Origin of the sequence: Commensalibacter communis, assembly GCF_947179105.1 — a bacterium.
Lineage (GTDB): Bacteria > Pseudomonadota > Alphaproteobacteria > Acetobacterales > Acetobacteraceae > Commensalibacter > Commensalibacter communis.
In genome coordinates this window covers 1-15,906 of record NZ_CAMXCK010000002.1, presented here as the reverse complement: position 1 = coordinate 15,906, position 15,906 = coordinate 1, and the positions used below count along the sequence as shown (strand labels likewise).

The 15,906-nt window shown below is 37.8% G+C and carries 16 protein-coding genes; 4 read left to right on the top strand and 12 right to left on the bottom strand.

The window, feature by feature from the left end:
* Window positions 1–27: 27 nt before the first annotated feature.
* Together PQG52_RS04655 and PQG52_RS04650 are read right to left on the bottom strand one after the other, a co-directional pair.
* Window positions 28–867 carry a lipid-binding SYLF domain-containing protein gene (locus tag PQG52_RS04655; RefSeq protein ID WP_271828195.1) on the bottom strand — a complete coding sequence of 280 codons (840 nt, stop codon included), beginning with the start codon at window positions 865–867 and terminating at the stop codon, window positions 28–30.
* A gap of 44 nt (window positions 868–911) precedes the next feature.
* Entirely contained in the window at window positions 912–1,706 is a 795-nt protein-coding gene (locus tag PQG52_RS04650; RefSeq protein WP_271828194.1) for an inositol monophosphatase family protein, read from the bottom strand.
* 243 nt (window positions 1,707–1,949) lie between these two features.
* Between PQG52_RS04650 and PQG52_RS04645 the strand changes: the two genes are divergently transcribed.
* Together PQG52_RS04645 and PQG52_RS04640 are read left to right on the top strand one after the other, a co-directional pair.
* Window positions 1,950–2,243: a putative quinol monooxygenase gene (locus PQG52_RS04645; RefSeq protein ID WP_271828193.1), complete on the top strand. Its 294-nt coding sequence runs from the start codon at window positions 1,950–1,952 to the stop codon at window positions 2,241–2,243.
* Window positions 2,244–2,264: 21 nt separating this feature from the next.
* A complete protein-coding gene (locus PQG52_RS04640; RefSeq protein WP_271828191.1) occupies window positions 2,265–3,170 on the top strand; it encodes a glucosamine inositolphosphorylceramide transferase family protein in 906 nt (301 codons plus the stop codon).
* A 29-nt stretch (window positions 3,171–3,199) separates the two neighbouring features.
* Here the strand turns inward: PQG52_RS04640 and PQG52_RS04635 are convergent, their stop codons facing one another.
* The 6 genes from PQG52_RS04635 to PQG52_RS04610 are packed head-to-tail and all read right to left on the bottom strand — an operon-like array spanning window position 3,200 to window position 9,110.
* Window positions 3,200–4,294 carry a glycosyltransferase gene (locus tag PQG52_RS04635; RefSeq protein WP_271828190.1) on the bottom strand — a complete coding sequence of 365 codons (1,095 nt, stop codon included), beginning with the start codon at window positions 4,292–4,294 and terminating at the stop codon, window positions 3,200–3,202.
* A gap of 7 nt (window positions 4,295–4,301) precedes the next feature.
* Window positions 4,302–5,066: a nucleotidyltransferase family protein gene (locus tag PQG52_RS04630; RefSeq protein ID WP_271828189.1), complete on the bottom strand. Its 765-nt coding sequence runs from the start codon at window positions 5,064–5,066 to the stop codon at window positions 4,302–4,304.
* An 8-nt stretch (window positions 5,067–5,074) separates the two neighbouring features.
* On the bottom strand, window positions 5,075–5,899 hold the full coding sequence (locus tag PQG52_RS04625; protein ID WP_271828188.1) for a sterol desaturase family protein: 825 nt from the start codon (window positions 5,897–5,899) through the stop codon (window positions 5,075–5,077).
* Window positions 5,896–6,987, bottom strand: coding sequence for an LptF/LptG family permease (locus tag PQG52_RS04620; RefSeq protein WP_271828613.1), 1,092 nt, complete (start codon window positions 6,985–6,987; stop codon window positions 5,896–5,898). Before PQG52_RS04620 ends, PQG52_RS04625 begins: the two co-directional genes overlap by 4 nt.
* Before the next feature lie 8 nt (window positions 6,988–6,995).
* On the bottom strand, window positions 6,996–8,216 hold the full coding sequence (locus PQG52_RS04615; RefSeq protein WP_271828187.1) for an LptF/LptG family permease: 1,221 nt from the start codon (window positions 8,214–8,216) through the stop codon (window positions 6,996–6,998).
* A gap of 9 nt (window positions 8,217–8,225) precedes the next feature.
* Window positions 8,226–9,110, bottom strand: coding sequence for a metallophosphoesterase family protein (locus tag PQG52_RS04610; protein ID WP_271828186.1), 885 nt, complete (start codon window positions 9,108–9,110; stop codon window positions 8,226–8,228).
* A 178-nt stretch (window positions 9,111–9,288) separates the two neighbouring features.
* Here PQG52_RS04610 and PQG52_RS04605 point away from each other — a divergent pair, with 178 nt between their 5' ends.
* Window positions 9,289–10,269, top strand: coding sequence for a diacylglycerol/lipid kinase family protein (locus tag PQG52_RS04605; RefSeq protein WP_271828185.1), 981 nt, complete (start codon window positions 9,289–9,291; stop codon window positions 10,267–10,269).
* A 9-nt stretch (window positions 10,270–10,278) separates the two neighbouring features.
* Window positions 10,279–11,211, top strand: a complete 933-nt coding sequence (locus PQG52_RS04600; protein WP_271828184.1) for a hypothetical protein — start codon at window positions 10,279–10,281, stop codon at window positions 11,209–11,211.
* A 3-nt stretch (window positions 11,212–11,214) separates the two neighbouring features.
* Here PQG52_RS04600 and spt read toward each other — a convergent pair whose 3' ends face one another.
* The 4 genes from spt to PQG52_RS04580 all read right to left on the bottom strand — a co-directional run bounded on the left by spt (window position 11,215) and on the right by PQG52_RS04580 (window position 15,736).
* Window positions 11,215–12,417, bottom strand: coding sequence for a serine palmitoyltransferase (gene spt / locus PQG52_RS04595; protein ID WP_271789543.1), 1,203 nt, complete (start codon window positions 12,415–12,417; stop codon window positions 11,215–11,217).
* Between the two features lie 14 nt (window positions 12,418–12,431).
* On the bottom strand, window positions 12,432–12,674 hold the full coding sequence (locus tag PQG52_RS04590; RefSeq protein ID WP_271789542.1) for an acyl carrier protein: 243 nt from the start codon (window positions 12,672–12,674) through the stop codon (window positions 12,432–12,434).
* A gap of 151 nt (window positions 12,675–12,825) precedes the next feature.
* Window positions 12,826–14,559 (bottom strand): fatty acyl-AMP ligase, encoded by a 1,734-nt coding sequence (locus PQG52_RS04585; RefSeq protein ID WP_271828183.1) that lies wholly within the window; start codon window positions 14,557–14,559, stop codon window positions 12,826–12,828.
* Window positions 14,560–14,608: 49 nt separating this feature from the next.
* Window positions 14,609–15,736, bottom strand: coding sequence for a sensor domain-containing protein (locus tag PQG52_RS04580; protein WP_271828611.1), 1,128 nt, complete (start codon window positions 15,734–15,736; stop codon window positions 14,609–14,611).
* Window positions 15,737–15,906: the final 170 nt, after the last annotated feature.

Below are 15,906 nucleotides of genomic sequence, written 5' to 3'. Positions count from 1 at the left end.
AAATAAATTGGCTAGATAAATTGATTATTAATATTTTTTAGCAGCTGGTGGTGGGGCTAAATTTTCTGATTTAATACTGCCATTATTTCCACTTGGTGCTAATTGAATGGCTCCAGAATCGATATCTCCACTGTCATTATCTTGTTGCTTTTTATTCGTTTTTGTCTTTGTTTTAGAAGTAGATGATGTTGCTTCATTACTTAATTTCATAAGAATCCGTCTTAGTGGATCTGCCCCAGAATTATTAACACGCATTGCAATCACGATGTCTTCTGGCCCAACGGTTTCATTATAATAATTGTGATTTGATTTGCTGTTAATTTTAAGCTTAGATCCTTTCAGAGCTGCACCAGCGAATAATCCCGAACTTTTTTGAATGGTATAGATATTCGCGGCACCACTGTCTGCGCTACTATTGGCTGTGGCTGCTGTTGCAGAAGCACTGGCGCCCATTGTAAATTGGCTATCTAATAAGGAACGCAAGCTGGTTTCATTCATCACGAACAGCATGATTTCGGCGTTTTCAACGCCTAATTGTATTCCAAAAGATCCACTGGACATTTTATAAAAAGCAGGGCTTGACCAAGATCCTTGGGCGTCTCTGGATAATAGAACACAACTGCCACCAGATCCTCCAAACACCAAAGAGATTCGCGTGACTGCTGGGCAAATCATGACAGCTCTGGCTTCTTTGAGACGGCTATAAAGATTATTGTCTGTAGAGACATTGCTGTAAATATCCTGAACAGCCAAAGTTGCATGATCGACCAAAGATTGTTCTGATTTTGTACTGGCATGTGCAGTATTAGATAGATTGATCCCAAAAGCAGCTGTAAAGCAAAGTAAAAGAGATTGATAAAATTTCATGTGTTCCATCTGTTAAACATAAAAAAGTTCAGAAATAGAAAAAATTAGGCAGTGCGTAAAGGCATATTGACCGTTTTGGATAAAAGGTCAGCCAGTCCAGGTGCGGTTGTTAATAAAGGAGTTGGTTGATGCAAGCCGCCATCTTCTAGGAATGGGGAGACTTTTGCCCCAGCTTCTTGTAATAAGACCAATGCAGCAGCTACATCCCAAAGATTAATCGCCATTTCAAAATGTCCGTCCAATCTGCCGCTGGCGACATCAACCAAAGACATTGTTCCAGACCCTAGCGTACGAATCATGGCACCTGTTTCTAAAATAGCATTGGCATGTTTTAGGAATTCTTCTCTCTTACTGACATGACTCCACCCTAACTCTACCATTGCAATTTTAGGGTCGGTAACAGGAGAAGCATGAATGCGTTGACCATTCATGAAGGCACCCTGTCCCAATCTTGCGGTATAGAATTCTTGAACTGGGGGTGCTGCGATAATTCCTAAGATTGGTGTATTCCCTTCCATCAGACCAAGGGAAACGCACCATCGATTACGACCTCTAGCATAATTGGATGTACCATCAATAGGATCCACAACCCATCTGAGGGCTCCTGTTCTGGTTTGCCCTTCTTCTTCACCTTGAAAACCATCTTCTGGAAAGAGATTTTTAATTTCTTGGGAGATAAAAGCTTCTACTTTTCCATCTGTTTCGGTTAACCAATCTTGAGCATGTTTCAAGGATCCTTGTGGACCTCCTGGTGCTGGGCGCATTGCCATGGCCATTTCAGCGGCCTTTTTAACAATAGCTTGTGCAGCTTCAAAGCGATGAGAAAGAGCATCCGTCATAATAAGATTAACCTCGACAAAGAAATTGTAAATTATAGAATAGCGATATCATCAATATCTTTTTTTCTGATATGTTATAAACTATGCTAAAAAGCAAATAAGATATATGCTCTGTTTTTGAACAAATGATGGCAATATCTATTTTAAAGCACAGATTCTATGCTTTTTAAAGATGGATATCAATAGAATATAGAATTCTACAGAGAAAACTCGAAATGATAGAAAATAGTTGGAGAGAATAAAGTGTCACAAGAATTAAGATTAATTGCAAGATGTGATCTCAAGTCAGGTGCGTGGGAAAATATTTCTTCAGTAGTGAAGGAATGCGTTGCCCAATCTCGTAAAGAAGCAGGCAATCATCTTTATACCGCCTATTTCGAACAAGGAAACCATAATCGTGTGATTTTCATAGAACATTGGAGTAGCCAAGAAGTTCTTGATCTTCATATGACTACTGAACATTTTCAGAATTTAGTCAAGGCAATGAAACCTTATTTAGAGCAACCAATGGAAGTCATCCTATTGGACGAGATTTAACAATCAAAGGATAAACGGCGCGTGTCTATTTATGAGACAGATATTTGGCGTGTAGGGATTATCAAAGCCCCGATGGAAACAGTGATTTACGAAGGCATTAATCATATTCATTGGTTGCGTGAAGAACCTACGTTTCAATTTTTAGCTGATCCTTTTGGGTTACATCAAGACGGTAAATTCTATATTTTCGCTGAAAGCTATGATTACAGGGATCGGCACGGGCGTATAGAGGTTTTGATTCTTGATGAAGCTCTACGCCTTTTAGATAGAGCGTTGGTATTAGAAGAGCCATGGCATTTGTCTTATCCAATGATGATTAAAGGTCAAGGGCAGATTTATATGCTGCCAGAGGCATATAAATCTGGCAAAACAACATTATATAAAGCGAAGCGTTTTCCTTATCAGTGGGAGCCAGTATCAGAATTTACTTTTCCAGAAGTGGCCATTGATCCTAGCATTTTTTTTCATAACGGTTTGTGGTGGATGTTCTATACGCCTGCGAATTCAGGATATAGCCGTCAAAGTGTCTTGTCGATTGCTTTTTCTGAAAATTTAATGGGACCTTGGCAAACCCATCCTCAGAATCCGGTGCGTATTACCCCATCAAGTTCTCGACCTGGTGGAAATGTCGTGGTTACCGATTCCGAGATTCTTTTGCCGACGCAAGATTGTACAATGACTTATGGAGGAGGGCTATCTTTTCTAAAGATTACCTGTTTAACGCCATACAAGTTTGAAGCGCATATTGTGAAGAGACTGAAAGCAGATAATGTAAATTTTGGATCTTATTCTCATGGAATACATACATTTAGTGCGTTAGGGAATTACACATTAATTGATGCTAAAAAAATGGATCAATCTCTGTTCCAACGATTAAAAATTGACACGTTATATCATGTGAGAAAAAAAATGGATGTTTTTATATAGCTGGTAAAAACATCTTAATATATTGGCTATTAATTTTGTCGTGGAGTAAAATGCTTCATACGTTCATAAATTAGTTGACCAATTGTGTTAAAACGGTCTTCAGAGAAACTGTTCATAACTGTTTCTCTGGCTAGCTGACCCATAGGATAAAGTAATTCGGGTTGTTGCAAAAATTCATATAATGCGTTTGCCAAAGCTTCAGGATTGTTTGGTTGAATAGTCAGACCTGTTTGATAATCTTGGATAGAAAAAGGAAGCTCTCCAACATTACTTGCGATGACAGGTAATCCCGTTTGCATAGCTTCGTGAGCAGCAATACAAAACCCTTCAGAACGAGAGGGCTGGATATACAAATGATATTGTCTAAGGGTTTGCGCAACGTGAGGTGTGAACCCTGCTAGTTGGATTTGGTTTTCTAAGTGGTAATGCTGAATAAGTGTTTTTAGTTTTTCATACTCTATGCCTTCTCCATAAATAGAAATCTTATAAGGAGGAACGTTAGCATATTGCGTTAATAAATGGCATGCCTCGATCAACACATCATATCCTTTTACAGGATGTAATCTACCCATCGAGGCAATTCGAATGACCTGCCCTTTTTCCCATGTCTTTGCTTTGGGCGTGTCTGGGGACGTTTTGAAAATTGGCCAAGTAATTATTTTTTCATCAGGAATTTTTAAACGTTGTTGAGTCAAAGTAGTTACTTTGTTTGAATCCCCAATCCATAATTGTGACAAAGAACGTGTTGCCTTTAAGAGTCTCAAATTCCATGGTTTCAGATAAGCAGCATGCTGCCAACTAACAACAGGAATACCGAGTTGTAATCCAGCCAGTTGCCCCAACAATGTTGCCCTGGTTAAAGAAGTCCATAAATGGGTTGGCTGATACACGCGAAGCTGTTGTCTGAGCCATAGGAAACTTTGAATATGGTCTTTTAAACCACCCTCCCTGACTGAGACTGGTATAAACGCTTTACGTATAGCTGGTAACGCTTTGCCATCTTTTTGAGCAAGAGCAAAGATTTTAACCTCTGCCCCATAATCCCGCATTAATGATAAAATCGCTGGGATTGGAAAAGCAGCTCCGCCACCTTCCATGGAGTTGATGATATAGGCAATACGCATGGATGTATTAATTTTGCATGAGTGTACGAACGACTTTTAAATCTTCAAGTTTATCGACATCAACAGCGGCTTGTCCCCAAGGCATTACTACAAAATGAGTTTTTGCTTTGGTAAGTTTATAAATTCTTTTTTTCAGGGCATTTCTGGTTAAGCATTTTAATAAGTATCTTAAAATGATTTTACCTCCCAATAAATAGCCCATTTTAACTGGCTTCTTACGGTGTTCCTCAAGTTTTTGCCATAATTTTGCAACTTGTATAGATTGAGGAGTTCTGAATAAAAATAAGTTACAACCAGAAAAGGAACCATCTGCAAGTTTGATATAAGTCCTGCGTGTATTTGGTACATCCGTTTCTATTTGTTCTCTTAGGGCAATACCCACGGCGATATCACATTTTGTCAGTTCAGCTTCTTTTAAAAAATGGCTGATCCATTCAGGTTGTAATAATGGATTGTCTGCTGTCGTGACAAGCAAAGGTGTTCCAAGGGTTTCAATGGCTTGAATTACACTGTCACTTGGCCCCAAGGCCGCGGGTAAATATTGAATATATTCAGGTAGGATATCTTGAACAATGGAGCGTTGTTCAATCGTTACTGCAATCTTATTAATGTTGCTGAGCTTAGATAAAGCTTGGACAACATATTCAATCATAGGTCGTCCTAATATAGGTAAGATCGCTTTATGAGAAACGTGAGCTTGTTTTGCCAAAGGATCTTGTTGACCTTCTCTGGAGCCAGCTAATATCAGAGCATTAACAGTTTCACGTTCCATATTATATCCTAAGCTGCCTTTTGTTCCTGTTGAGTGGATGATTTTTTTTGCTCACGAAAATTAGACCCTTCAGGACGATCACGAGGAGGAGATCCTGTTTTTAACATAACCCAAGGGTAACGTTCCGCTTCTTTGATATCATATCCCATATTAAATACGGTTGGGCTGCGAGGACGACTTTTTGCGTCAGCATAAAAAGTACCAAATACTCTGTCCCAGAAATAGTTTGTAATGCCATAATTACCTTTTTCAAAGTGAAAATGATGCATGATGTGTAATTGTTTGATACGCAATACATATTGGGATTTTGGTTTATATCCAAGATGTTGAATACAATGAAAAAATTCATAAAAACAAGCCATATATATAGCCGTTCCGATGGCAGCAAATGCTCCTGGTATTCCACCAACGACCAATCCAATTCCACCGCCTACAATCAGAATGGTTGGGATTGTATTCAAAGGGGAACCAAATAGAACGTTTAAAAGATGGGGGTCTTGATGGTGGTCAAAATGAATCCTTTTCCACAAAGAGGCTGTCCATTTAATTTGATATAAAAAGGTAGCATGCATGATCCAACGATGGATAATATACCAAATTAAAGGGAAACCAAAAATCATAACGATAGTAGAACTAAGAATGGGTATCCATCCTGTGAATGTACAATAAATACCTACAATGCAGGCAAGAATAAGGCCAAAATAAAGCAAAATTGTGCCGTGTGTTAAATAGGCAACCCATAATTCCTTTAAATTCATTTTACCTAAATCGTAGCTACGACCAGAGCGTAGCTCTTGGTCTCGCATAATTTGAAAGATAGATTGTTTTTTCATGTTTTTTCTTCAATCATTAAAATAATAGCACTGGCTGCTAAGATAAATATAAGCAGTGAGGGAATGACCGCAATAGGCGCAGGTAATGTCCCAGCTTTACCCAAAGCGCGCAGAACTTCCTGAAAAATAATAAACAACAATCCTGCTCCTAGACAATATACAGGCAACCAGCTTTTTAATCCAGCTCTTGGAGGGATTGAGGTGACAGGAATGGCAATAATCAACATAACAATAAACATAAAGGGAATGAAAAGTCGTGCCCAAATAGTTGTTTTAATTGTATTTGTAGGTATCCGGAATGGCTCTGCTGCATTTGATAGTTGTTTTAGCATGATATGTAAAGACTGAGGCAAGGCAGGTACTGAAAGTCCTATCAATGTACGTGGTGTTAAAGGTGTCTCCCAAATCATTTCTTCGGGTTTAGTCAGATTTGTAAATTCTAGGGGAACGCCAGGTGCAATATGCAATATTTTGGCATTGGAAAGCAGCCATCGTTTATTGCTATATTGAGCCGTTTCAGCTGTTAAAATAGAATCTAGATGAGAAAAATCTTTGCGTTTGTAAATCGTTAACCCTTTGATTGTATTGCCACCGTATGCGATATAATCAACGCTAACGATATCAAGATTTTGATAGAAATAAAATCCCTTACCCTTCTCGGGTGTAGGGTCTGTTTTATTCCACCAAATTGCTAAATTTAGTTCTGATTTTGGTGTGATTTGGTCATGAAAGATGAAACAAATGACTCCAAGCAGTATGGCTGCGGGTAACAGCTTGGTTATAAATCCAAGGGAAGATAATCCTGCAGCTTTAAAAATGGTTACCTCATTGTTTAATGTAAGTCGCGTCAGCATTACAATAGTGCCAATTAACATACTTAGAGGTAAAACAGAGCTAAATAATAAGGGTAGACGTAACCCCATATAATGTGCAATTCCAATCCATCCTAAATGTCTTGCTAAAATAGGAGACATTTGCTCAAGAAGGGTTAATGCTTCCATAATAATGGTCAGTAGTATAGCAGTGCCTAGAACGATGCTTAGTAATCGTAACGAAAGATAAATAATTAATTGATGTCGTCTAAACATTTTGTTCACTATTTATCCATATGCTTTGCTGAACGTTTAAATAAAGAAATAAAAAGATACTGTAAATTACCACTTTTAAATAGCAATATAGTATAGCACATCATGAAGAATACGAACAACGGCATCCATAATGCAATAAAAGCTGAGTGATGTCCTGTGGCAACAAGCTCAGTGCCGAACTGTTGAATATGGTCATATGCGAGTAAAGTAACTGCGGCAACCCCCAATCCCCAATTACGTTTTTTACGTTTTTTCATAATCGCTAGTCCAGTTGCAAGGATAGGAATGCCAAGAATGGATAATGCTCTGACCAGTCGAAAATGGAATTCTGCTCTTATATCAGCAATAGGTGTAATGTTAGTATGATGGCGTAGTTGTTGAAATAATTCTGTGATGGTTAATTCTCTTTCATCATCCCCACGTTCACGAAAGGTCACTTTTTTACCTTGTTGTTTTAGGTTTTTTTCAGCTTTAGTAAAGTCAGTAATATTATTCTTATTGTTGGAATTTAAAGTCAAATTCTGTCCGTTAAATAAATTGAGTTGTATCTTAGAGCGGTTTTGAACCGTATAAAAAGAGCCTGATTCTGCAACAATAATATGTTCAGTTGTTTTGTTTTTGACTTTGTCTAGTGCTTTTTGTCGAATAAAAATACCCGATAAACGTGTTCCATGTTCAGTCGCTTTATCAACGACCATGACAAGATTATCATCGGGTTTCACAATAGTATGACTTTGTATATTGGGAACCCATCCTGAATGCGAAGCATAAAAAAAAGCAGCCCGAAAATCATAACGTGCATAAGGTTGTATATAACCATATAAAATAATACATAAAATACTGATGACTACTCCACACATCATATAAGGGCGGGAGTAACGAGATAATGAGATCCCAGAGCTGAGCAGCGCCTCAATTTCACTATTGAGGCTCATTTGTCTTACGCTGGCAAAAATTGCCACGCAAAATGCCGCTGGAATAGCTAGTCCCAAATAATGGGGTACAAGATCAGTCAATAGTCCCAAAAAGGTGCTAAGGGGGCTATTATCCGCAGCAAGCAAATCAAGTAATACCAATAAACGCTCGAGCATTAAAGCTGTGAGGATAATACCAAGAGCAATTAAAAAAGTCGGTAGCGCCAAAGACAAGCAATAATGATCCAACGTTCCTGGAAGAAGGTAGGACCAAAGCGTTTTCTTATGGTGGGAGGATAGTTTGTTATTTGACAAGGCAGGAAACTAAGGTTTGTGGTTTAGATAAAAAGAAGATCTTTCGATAAATTGTTGATGTTTATCTACAGTTCTCACTGAAAAATTAACATGTAGCATATCTTCTTGTGATTCCAGAGTTATTTTACGCCAAGCAGCTTGTCTTTGTATACGAACAGCGTTGGACGAGGCAGAAGCGATCCCTAGCATTGGAATATTGGTATGCAAGAATCTTGTCGTTGTTGTCTTATGGGTATGACCATACAAAATCATATCTGCCCCTTCGTCGAGTAGAATTTTTTTCAATTCTTTTCTATTTCTAAGCGCTTTTCGTTCTTTGGTAATTCCAGACACGGGGGGATGATGTAACATAACGATTCGGAAAAGTTTTTCTTCTTTTGCTTTGCGCAGAGCTTCTTTGATTCGTTCTAATTGATCGCGACCAATAAAACCACTAGCAAAAAAAGGTAATGTTGGTACGCCCGTGGAAATACCAATAATTGCAGTTGTATCGGTTTTTGTTACAATCGGGTAATCTTCTTGGGCATAAGCTTTAGTCCAAGGTGTCCAATAAGCATGGGTATTATGCCATTGGGTTTTAACTAGACAATCATGATTTCCTGGGACAACACGAACATTTGGAAAAGGGAGTTGATGTAACCACTCTGCAGCTTGTTTAAATTCCTCTGGCAAAGCAAGGTTTGTTAGATCGCCTGAAATCAAAACAAGGTCAGGAGAGTGAGCAATCATATCCCCAATAACCAGATCAAGATTCTTTTTTTGTAAAATAAGACGTCTCTTTTTCCACGATAGAAAACTCAGAAAACGTTTATTACAAAGAGATAGCTTTGAAAATTGAATAGTTTCTAGTGGTAAATGAATGTCAGAAATATGAGCAATCGTAAAACGTTTCAAAAGTAACTATCCTTTAGCTGATGATCTTTGTTTTATGATAATATATAAGTATGGCAGAATATAGTTGATTTTTTTATTGATTTTTTCATAAAAGACAAGAGAAGGTTATAAAATATTAGCTTTTTATTACGACTCTTCTTTTTGAAAAACAAGTTATATAGAATGTTGGAAACCGTTTGTGATACAAAATATTGCTTTGATTAAAAATCCAACCAGTCGGTTAAATCAAAATGAGAAAGAAAATGCAGACTTTACTAAGTTTGCATTAGGATGGTTAGGTAGTCGTTATTGTATGCCTGATACGATCGACAAGCTGAACCAAATGATGGTTCAATATGCTGCTGAAAACGTCGAATGCATCATCGTCGATGGAGGCGATGGAACGATCAGTCAGGTAATGACAGGTATTTATCATGCTTACGATTCGGATAAAATACCAAAGTTGGTTATTTTACCTTCTGGCAACACGAATTTAATTGCTAAGGATATTGGTTTTGGTGTGCGTGGCGTCCAAGCACTGCAAAGGATTAAAATTTTACACGAAAGGCAACGGTTAATTAATTCAGTTCAACATCGACATGCTTTAAAAATCGAATGGTCAGATCCCTCTAAAACCGCTATTTTAGGTATGTTTGCGGGTGCAGCAGCTTTTACAAGAGCAATTAATATTGCACATAACCCAACGATTCTTAAAAATTTTGCGCATGACTGGGCTGTTGGGATTACAATTATCTTTGCCTTGTTAAAACTTTTATCACCTCAGACAAGAGATTTGTGGTTAAAAGGAGAGAAATGTGAACTGCAATACGATCAGCAAGAAATTCTTTCAGAAAATAGTTTTCTTTTTATAGCGACGACCTTACAAAGCTTATCAAGTGGTATGTGGCCTTTTTGGGGAGGTAAGCATGACGATCAACGGTTACATTATTTAAATGTGGGTTCTTATCCCTCAAAATTAATTTCTGCTTGTTGGGCATTATTACGTGGAAAATCACCATTATGGTTACGAAATAACCCTTCTTATCAAAGTGGAATTGCAAAGAACATTTCAATGACAATAGAAAAGGAAATTATAATGGATGGGGAGCATTATGATACAGGTAATGACCATCAAGTGTATTTATCAGTCGGTCCTGAATTTTCTTTTGTTCGTTTATAGTGGTTGTCTATGTTGCTTACTTCGCTTTTACAATCATCTTATCAAATTGAAGATGTCCCAAAACCTGTTTTTGAATTTATAAAATCCATTTTAAAAGGCAGGAATCCAATTGGGGTTATCTATTATGGATCCAGTCTGTGGAAGCAAGACTTAACAGGACTGTTAGATTTCTATATTGTTTGTGAAGATTTATCCGATTGGTATCAAGATCAAACAGGCTGTTATTATGCAAACAAGTTCTTGCCTCCCAATATCGAATATCATGAATTAAATGATGATGAGGTTTCTTTAAGAGCCAAAGTTGCGATTCTATCGTTAAAACAATTAAGGCGAGCAACAGGGTTGCAATCCATCGATACAACGATGTGGGCGCGGTTTTGTCAACCTGTTAAAATCTTGTGGGTTAGAGATCAAGCGGCTTCTCAGAATATTTTTCGTTGTTTAGTCAGAGCTGTTACAACAGCATCTTGGTGGGCAGCATTTCTTGGTTCCAAAGAGAACAAAGGTAAGGAATTTTGGTGTAATTTATTTTCACATACTTACCGAGCAGAACTGAGGGTAGAAGCTAAGAATCGTCCAATGTCCATCTTAGAAAATAGAGAGGATTATTTTACTCAATTATTAGAAGCAGGATGGCGTGGATTGGGGATCCCTTTTACAAAAACTCAGGATAATCGTTACATTGTCAATTTGGCAGATATGGAACGTGAGGATGCTCATAAAAAATGGAAATTACGACAATGTTTAGGTCGCCCGCTAAATATCGCCAGGCTTATTAAAGCAGCGTTTACTTTTCAAGGGGGGGCTGAATATATTGCATGGAAAATAAAGAGGCATCAAGGAATTGAACTTCATTTGACACCATTTCAAAAAAAGCACCCCTTGATGAATGCACCTTGGATTGTAATCAGATTATACCACCAAGGTGTTTTTAAACGTTGATTGTTAAATTTTCAGAGCTACGCCAACATCTTGTGCAGCTTGAATATAAATTTGCACAAGTTGATCAATTTGTTCAGTTGTATGTGCTGCCGCAATGCTAGCACGTAACAATGGACGGTTATCTGGAGTAGCAGGGGGTAAGCTTAGATTAATATAAGCCCCTAATTCCAAGACACGATTCCAGAACTGAGAAGCTTGGGGTAAGTCCTCTAAAATAACAGAAATGACAGAGCTGATATCAGGGCCCGTTAGGAAGCCTGCATTTTGTAATGCATGATAAAAGCGAGACGCATTATCCATTAATTTATGAATTAATTCAGGATGATTTTTGATAATCTCTAAGTTTGCTTTTGTTGCAGCAATAACTTCTGGTGGCAAAGACGCTGTAAACATATACGGTCTTGTGCAAAGACGCAACAAATCCATCTGAGGATGATCGGAGACACAATATCCCCCAACAGTCCCCAGGCTTTTAGAAAAGGTACCAACAGTAAAGTCGATATCTGCTTCAACTTGATCTCGTTCAGCTATCCCACGACCATGTTCGCCAAAAATACCAAAAGAATGTGCTTCATCAATCATCAGACAAGCATTTTCTTCTTTTTTGACTTCAACGAACTCTTTAAGGGGAATAATATCCCCAAACATTGAATAAACGCCTTCAACAACAATCAGTTTGTTTCCAGGAATATCCCCAAGTCGGCGTAAACGTTTGCGTAAATCATCAGCATCATTATGACGGAAACGGATGATTTGAGCTTGGCTCATTCGGCTACCATCATAAATACTGGCATGACAATCAGCATCAAGGAAAAGATAATCATCTTTACCAGCCAGTGTGGAGACCATACCCAACGTTGCTTGATATCCCGTAGAGAACACCATACAAGAACGACGATTAAAGAATTTAGCCAAATCTTGTTCAAGCTCTTGATGCAAAGAATAAGTGCCGTTGGCGATTCGTGAACCAGTTGTTCCCACACCATATTGCATAGCGGCTTCGGCTGCGGCATGACGTGCTGCATCCGATTGGCTTAGTCCCAAATAGTTGTTGGTTCCGAATAGTAAAGTTTGCCGACCATTAATAACACCAATTGTTGGAGAAATCATTTTTTCAATCGTTGTTCCAAACGGATTGTGTTTAGAAATAGACATCAACTGTTCAAAGGCATTATGAAGAGGTTGAAATTTGGTAAATATATCCATAAGAATTGAACTTTTTATTTTAAAGAAATAATGGCTTCAGCAAGGTCATGAATGGTGCGTACGTCTGTTAAACGATCTAATGGAACGGAGACATCAAGCTTGTCTTCTATTTCCATCACAAAATTCATAACGGCCAGAGAATCGAATTCAAGATCTTCGATAATTTTGCTTTCTGGGGTAATATTGCGTGGCACTTTTGGATTCTCTAACAGTGTTTCTATAATTATTTGAGAAACACTTTCGATTGTTTCGGTCATATTGGTGTAACCTTCTAAATTAGATTGGTTTGATATTGACTGATCGTGAAATCATCACAATCAGTCATTTTGTTCAAAAGTTTAGAAATAGGATATTCTAATTAACAATGAAGCTCAAGATTTCTATTTTGGCAAAGTCTGATTTATACGTCTAATTGTTAATATTAAATTCACCATTGAGTAGCATTTTTCTTGCGCGTGCTCGTGTTAGCTTTCCAGAAGAGGTCTGGGGTAAACTGTGCGGGGGGACTAAAATAACAGATACTTCAACGCCGTGTTGGCGACGGAATAAGTTTGTCATTTCATCTTGTAATGTTTGGCGTTCTTTTGGATCAAGAAAACGACATTGTACAAGGGCAACAATGGACTCATGTTCGTCTGTATCAATTGAAAATACAGCAACATCACGACTTCTGAGAGCATTAAAATGGTGTTCGGCAGACCATTCTAGATCTTGAGGCCAAATATTACGACCATTAATAATAATCAAATCTTTTTCACGACCTGTAATAACGATTTCATTATCTAACATATAGCCCAGATCACCTGTTCTTAGCCAACCATCGTCACTGATAACATTTTTGGTTTCTTTTTCTTGTCGAAAATATTCTTTCATCAAGCTGGGGCCACGAACGTAAACGCTGCCAACGTGACGTTCAGGCACAATATTTCCTTCCTCATCACGCACTTCGATTTCATGGCCAGGTAGGATGGGGCCACAGAGTGTAAATGTACGTGTGCTCATATTGGGATCATCACAAGGTTTTGCTATGCCGTCTGTTTCCAAAATATGCAAATCAACGGTATCTGTTTTTACCCCCGTATTTAATGGGGCAAAGCTTAATGCTAATGTCGCTTCAGCCATACCATAACTTGCGACAAATGCTTTTTTATCAAAACCATATTTTGCATATTGCTCTGCAAAATGTTCTAAAATATGAGCACGTATCATATCCCCGCCAATCCCTGCAGCCCTCCAAGACGAGAGGTCCAATTCTAAAGTTGATGCGGGCGCTCTGCGTGCGCATAATTCAAACCCAAATGAAGGGCTATAAGACAAAGTTCCCTTGTTACGGCTAATAATATCTAACCAAACAAGAGGTCTTCTAGCAAAATCTCTGGTTGGCAAAAGGTCAACGCTTAATTGACATGTTATTGGTGTGATAAAGAAACCAAGTAATCCCATGTCGTGATAAAGAGGTAGCCAAGAAACGCAGCGATCACCAGTTTCTCGAACAACTAAACCATATTTAGCAATTGCATTGACGTTTGCAAGGCATGCTTTTTGCGTAACTGCGATTCCCATTGGAAAGCGCGTGCTGCCAGAGGAAAATTGTAAATAGGAAATATCGTCGCTGTCAACGGTTGGTAATTCTATAGTTGAATCTGTATCGACCTGCGTTAGTTCAGCAGGAGTGCCGCCAAATTGCAAAGGAAAACCATTGATAATATCTGGTGTCCAACTTTGTATTGTTTGTGCGGTGATAACAGCTTTTGCGGACGCATTTTTAATCATTCCACGCAATGTATCGATATAAGCTGTCTTCCCAGCAAAAGCGACGGGTAAAGGCATTGGTGCAGGAATTAATCCTGCATATTGACAACCAAAAAAGATTCGGCTGAAATCACTATCGCTTTCAGCAATAACTGCAACGCGATCCCCTTTTTCAAGTCCAAGAGTTAATAATTTTCGAGCTGTATCTTTGGCTTGTTCTTTTAGTAAAGAATAAGGAAGTGATTCTAATAAAATCCCTTTGGCTGAATAAAAATTAATACCAGACTGACCCTGAGCAGCATAATCAAGCGCTTCAGCGAGCGAAGCAAACTCTCCAAAACGTTTTTTTATACCTGAATCAGTCGGGGTAGGATAATTTGTTATTTCCACAATTAAATTCCACCAAGTTTTCTAAAGCAATTATTGAAAGTCCACTATCCTATCTTATTTGAAGATAATCAACAATTGCTTTCGCCCCGATATATGCTGTCGGGCTGTTTAAAGTTCCAAATGTATTGCGTATATAGTCTTTTTGTAATTGAAGAAAGTTTTTTTGTAAAAAAAAGGTTTTATCTATTTTTTCTAATATATTATGAGGGGATGATAAGACTGGACCTAATTTCCATGCCTCATAATTTCCATCTTTTTCCCACTGGGCGTGATGTGCATTTAGAAATAAGCATGGTCTCGGTTTAACTAAAAATTCAGAGATTTGACTGCTGACATCACCTAAATATAAATCTGCCCCTATTGTATAGGTCATATCTATGCTTTTGGGGCTGCCAAGATCAATGAGGATATGAGGGTATTGCTTGTATACTTTAAAACTATCATTGTCTTTTTTAGATGGAGGATAGAAAAGTCTAAAATGTGGTGCAAAAATCAAGTTATATTGATTTTGGTTGGTAAATTGTCCTAAAATTTTATGCCCAAATTTGTGCCAAGAGGATAAGTGACGTTTAAAATGTGGGTTATATAAAATAGTAGGCTTATTATTTTTGAATAAAGTAGGTTGGGATTGTTCTCTTAACTTATGTATAATATCGAATTTGGCATATACGCCCGTTTGATATTGACCTGACCGAATAGACTGCTGTTGTAAAAGGCGTTGTTCGATTTTTTTTCCAGCCATCAAAATAAAATCGAATTTCCTTATGTCCTTAGCAAAGCCAATAGCACGATCTCCAGCACCATGACGTGTCCATATTAGTTTTGGTTCAGTCACGCCAAATTGCTTCAAATATAAAGAGGTTCTTTCAGGTACAATAATAGCTGAGAATCGTTTAAAAAAGTTACGATTCAAATATAGAGTAAGCAATTTAAAACCAGCATTCGTTCCCTGCTGGTCGATGGTCTGGCGTAATACGTTAGGCAAATCAAAGAGATGATATTGTAAAGGCGTATTAGGATATAAGGAAGCAAGTGATTTAATATATGTAAGATGCTTTTCTGTTGTACATGCAACATGGACTTTAATATTGGGATATTTTCTTGCAAGCTCAATGGCAATTGGTAATGAATGTAAAGTTTGATGAGGTTGAGCTATGTATGAGAATAAAAAATGCATAAAAAACAATCTTAAATAGTTAACGTTTAAGTTAGTATGCTGCGCAATTTTGGCAAAATTATTATATTTCTCAGGATCCAAACGATATTTTTTAAAAAAACTTAAAAAAAGGTTAAGAATCTTATTGACGCTTCTATTCAATTTGTATAGAAGTGTTTTTACCGGAGCGG

Coding starts and splice junctions, on each gene's coding strand:
- PQG52_RS04655 (WP_271828195.1), bottom strand. CDS start 867: ATGAAATTTTATCAATCTCTTTTACTTTGCTTTACAGCTGCTTTTGGG.
- PQG52_RS04650 (WP_271828194.1), bottom strand. CDS start 1,706: ATGACGGATGCTCTTTCTCATCGCTTTGAAGCTGCACAAGCTATTGTT.
- PQG52_RS04635 (WP_271828190.1), bottom strand. CDS start 4,294: ATGCGTATTGCCTATATCATCAACTCCATGGAAGGTGGCGGAGCTGCT.
- PQG52_RS04630 (WP_271828189.1), bottom strand. CDS start 5,066: ATGGAACGTGAAACTGTTAATGCTCTGATATTAGCTGGCTCCAGAGAA.
- PQG52_RS04625 (WP_271828188.1), bottom strand. CDS start 5,899: ATGAAAAAACAATCTATCTTTCAAATTATGCGAGACCAAGAGCTACGC.
- PQG52_RS04620 (WP_271828613.1), bottom strand. CDS start 6,987: ATGTTTAGACGACATCAATTAATTATTTATCTTTCGTTACGATTACTA.
- PQG52_RS04600 (WP_271828184.1), top strand. CDS start 10,279: ATGTTGCTTACTTCGCTTTTACAATCATCTTATCAAATTGAAGATGTC.
- spt (WP_271789543.1), bottom strand. CDS start 12,417: ATGGATATATTTACCAAATTTCAACCTCTTCATAATGCCTTTGAACAG.
- PQG52_RS04590 (WP_271789542.1), bottom strand. CDS start 12,674: ATGACCGAAACAATCGAAAGTGTTTCTCAAATAATTATAGAAACACTG.
- PQG52_RS04580 (WP_271828611.1), bottom strand. CDS start 15,736: ATGCATTTTTTATTCTCATACATAGCTCAACCTCATCAAACTTTACAT.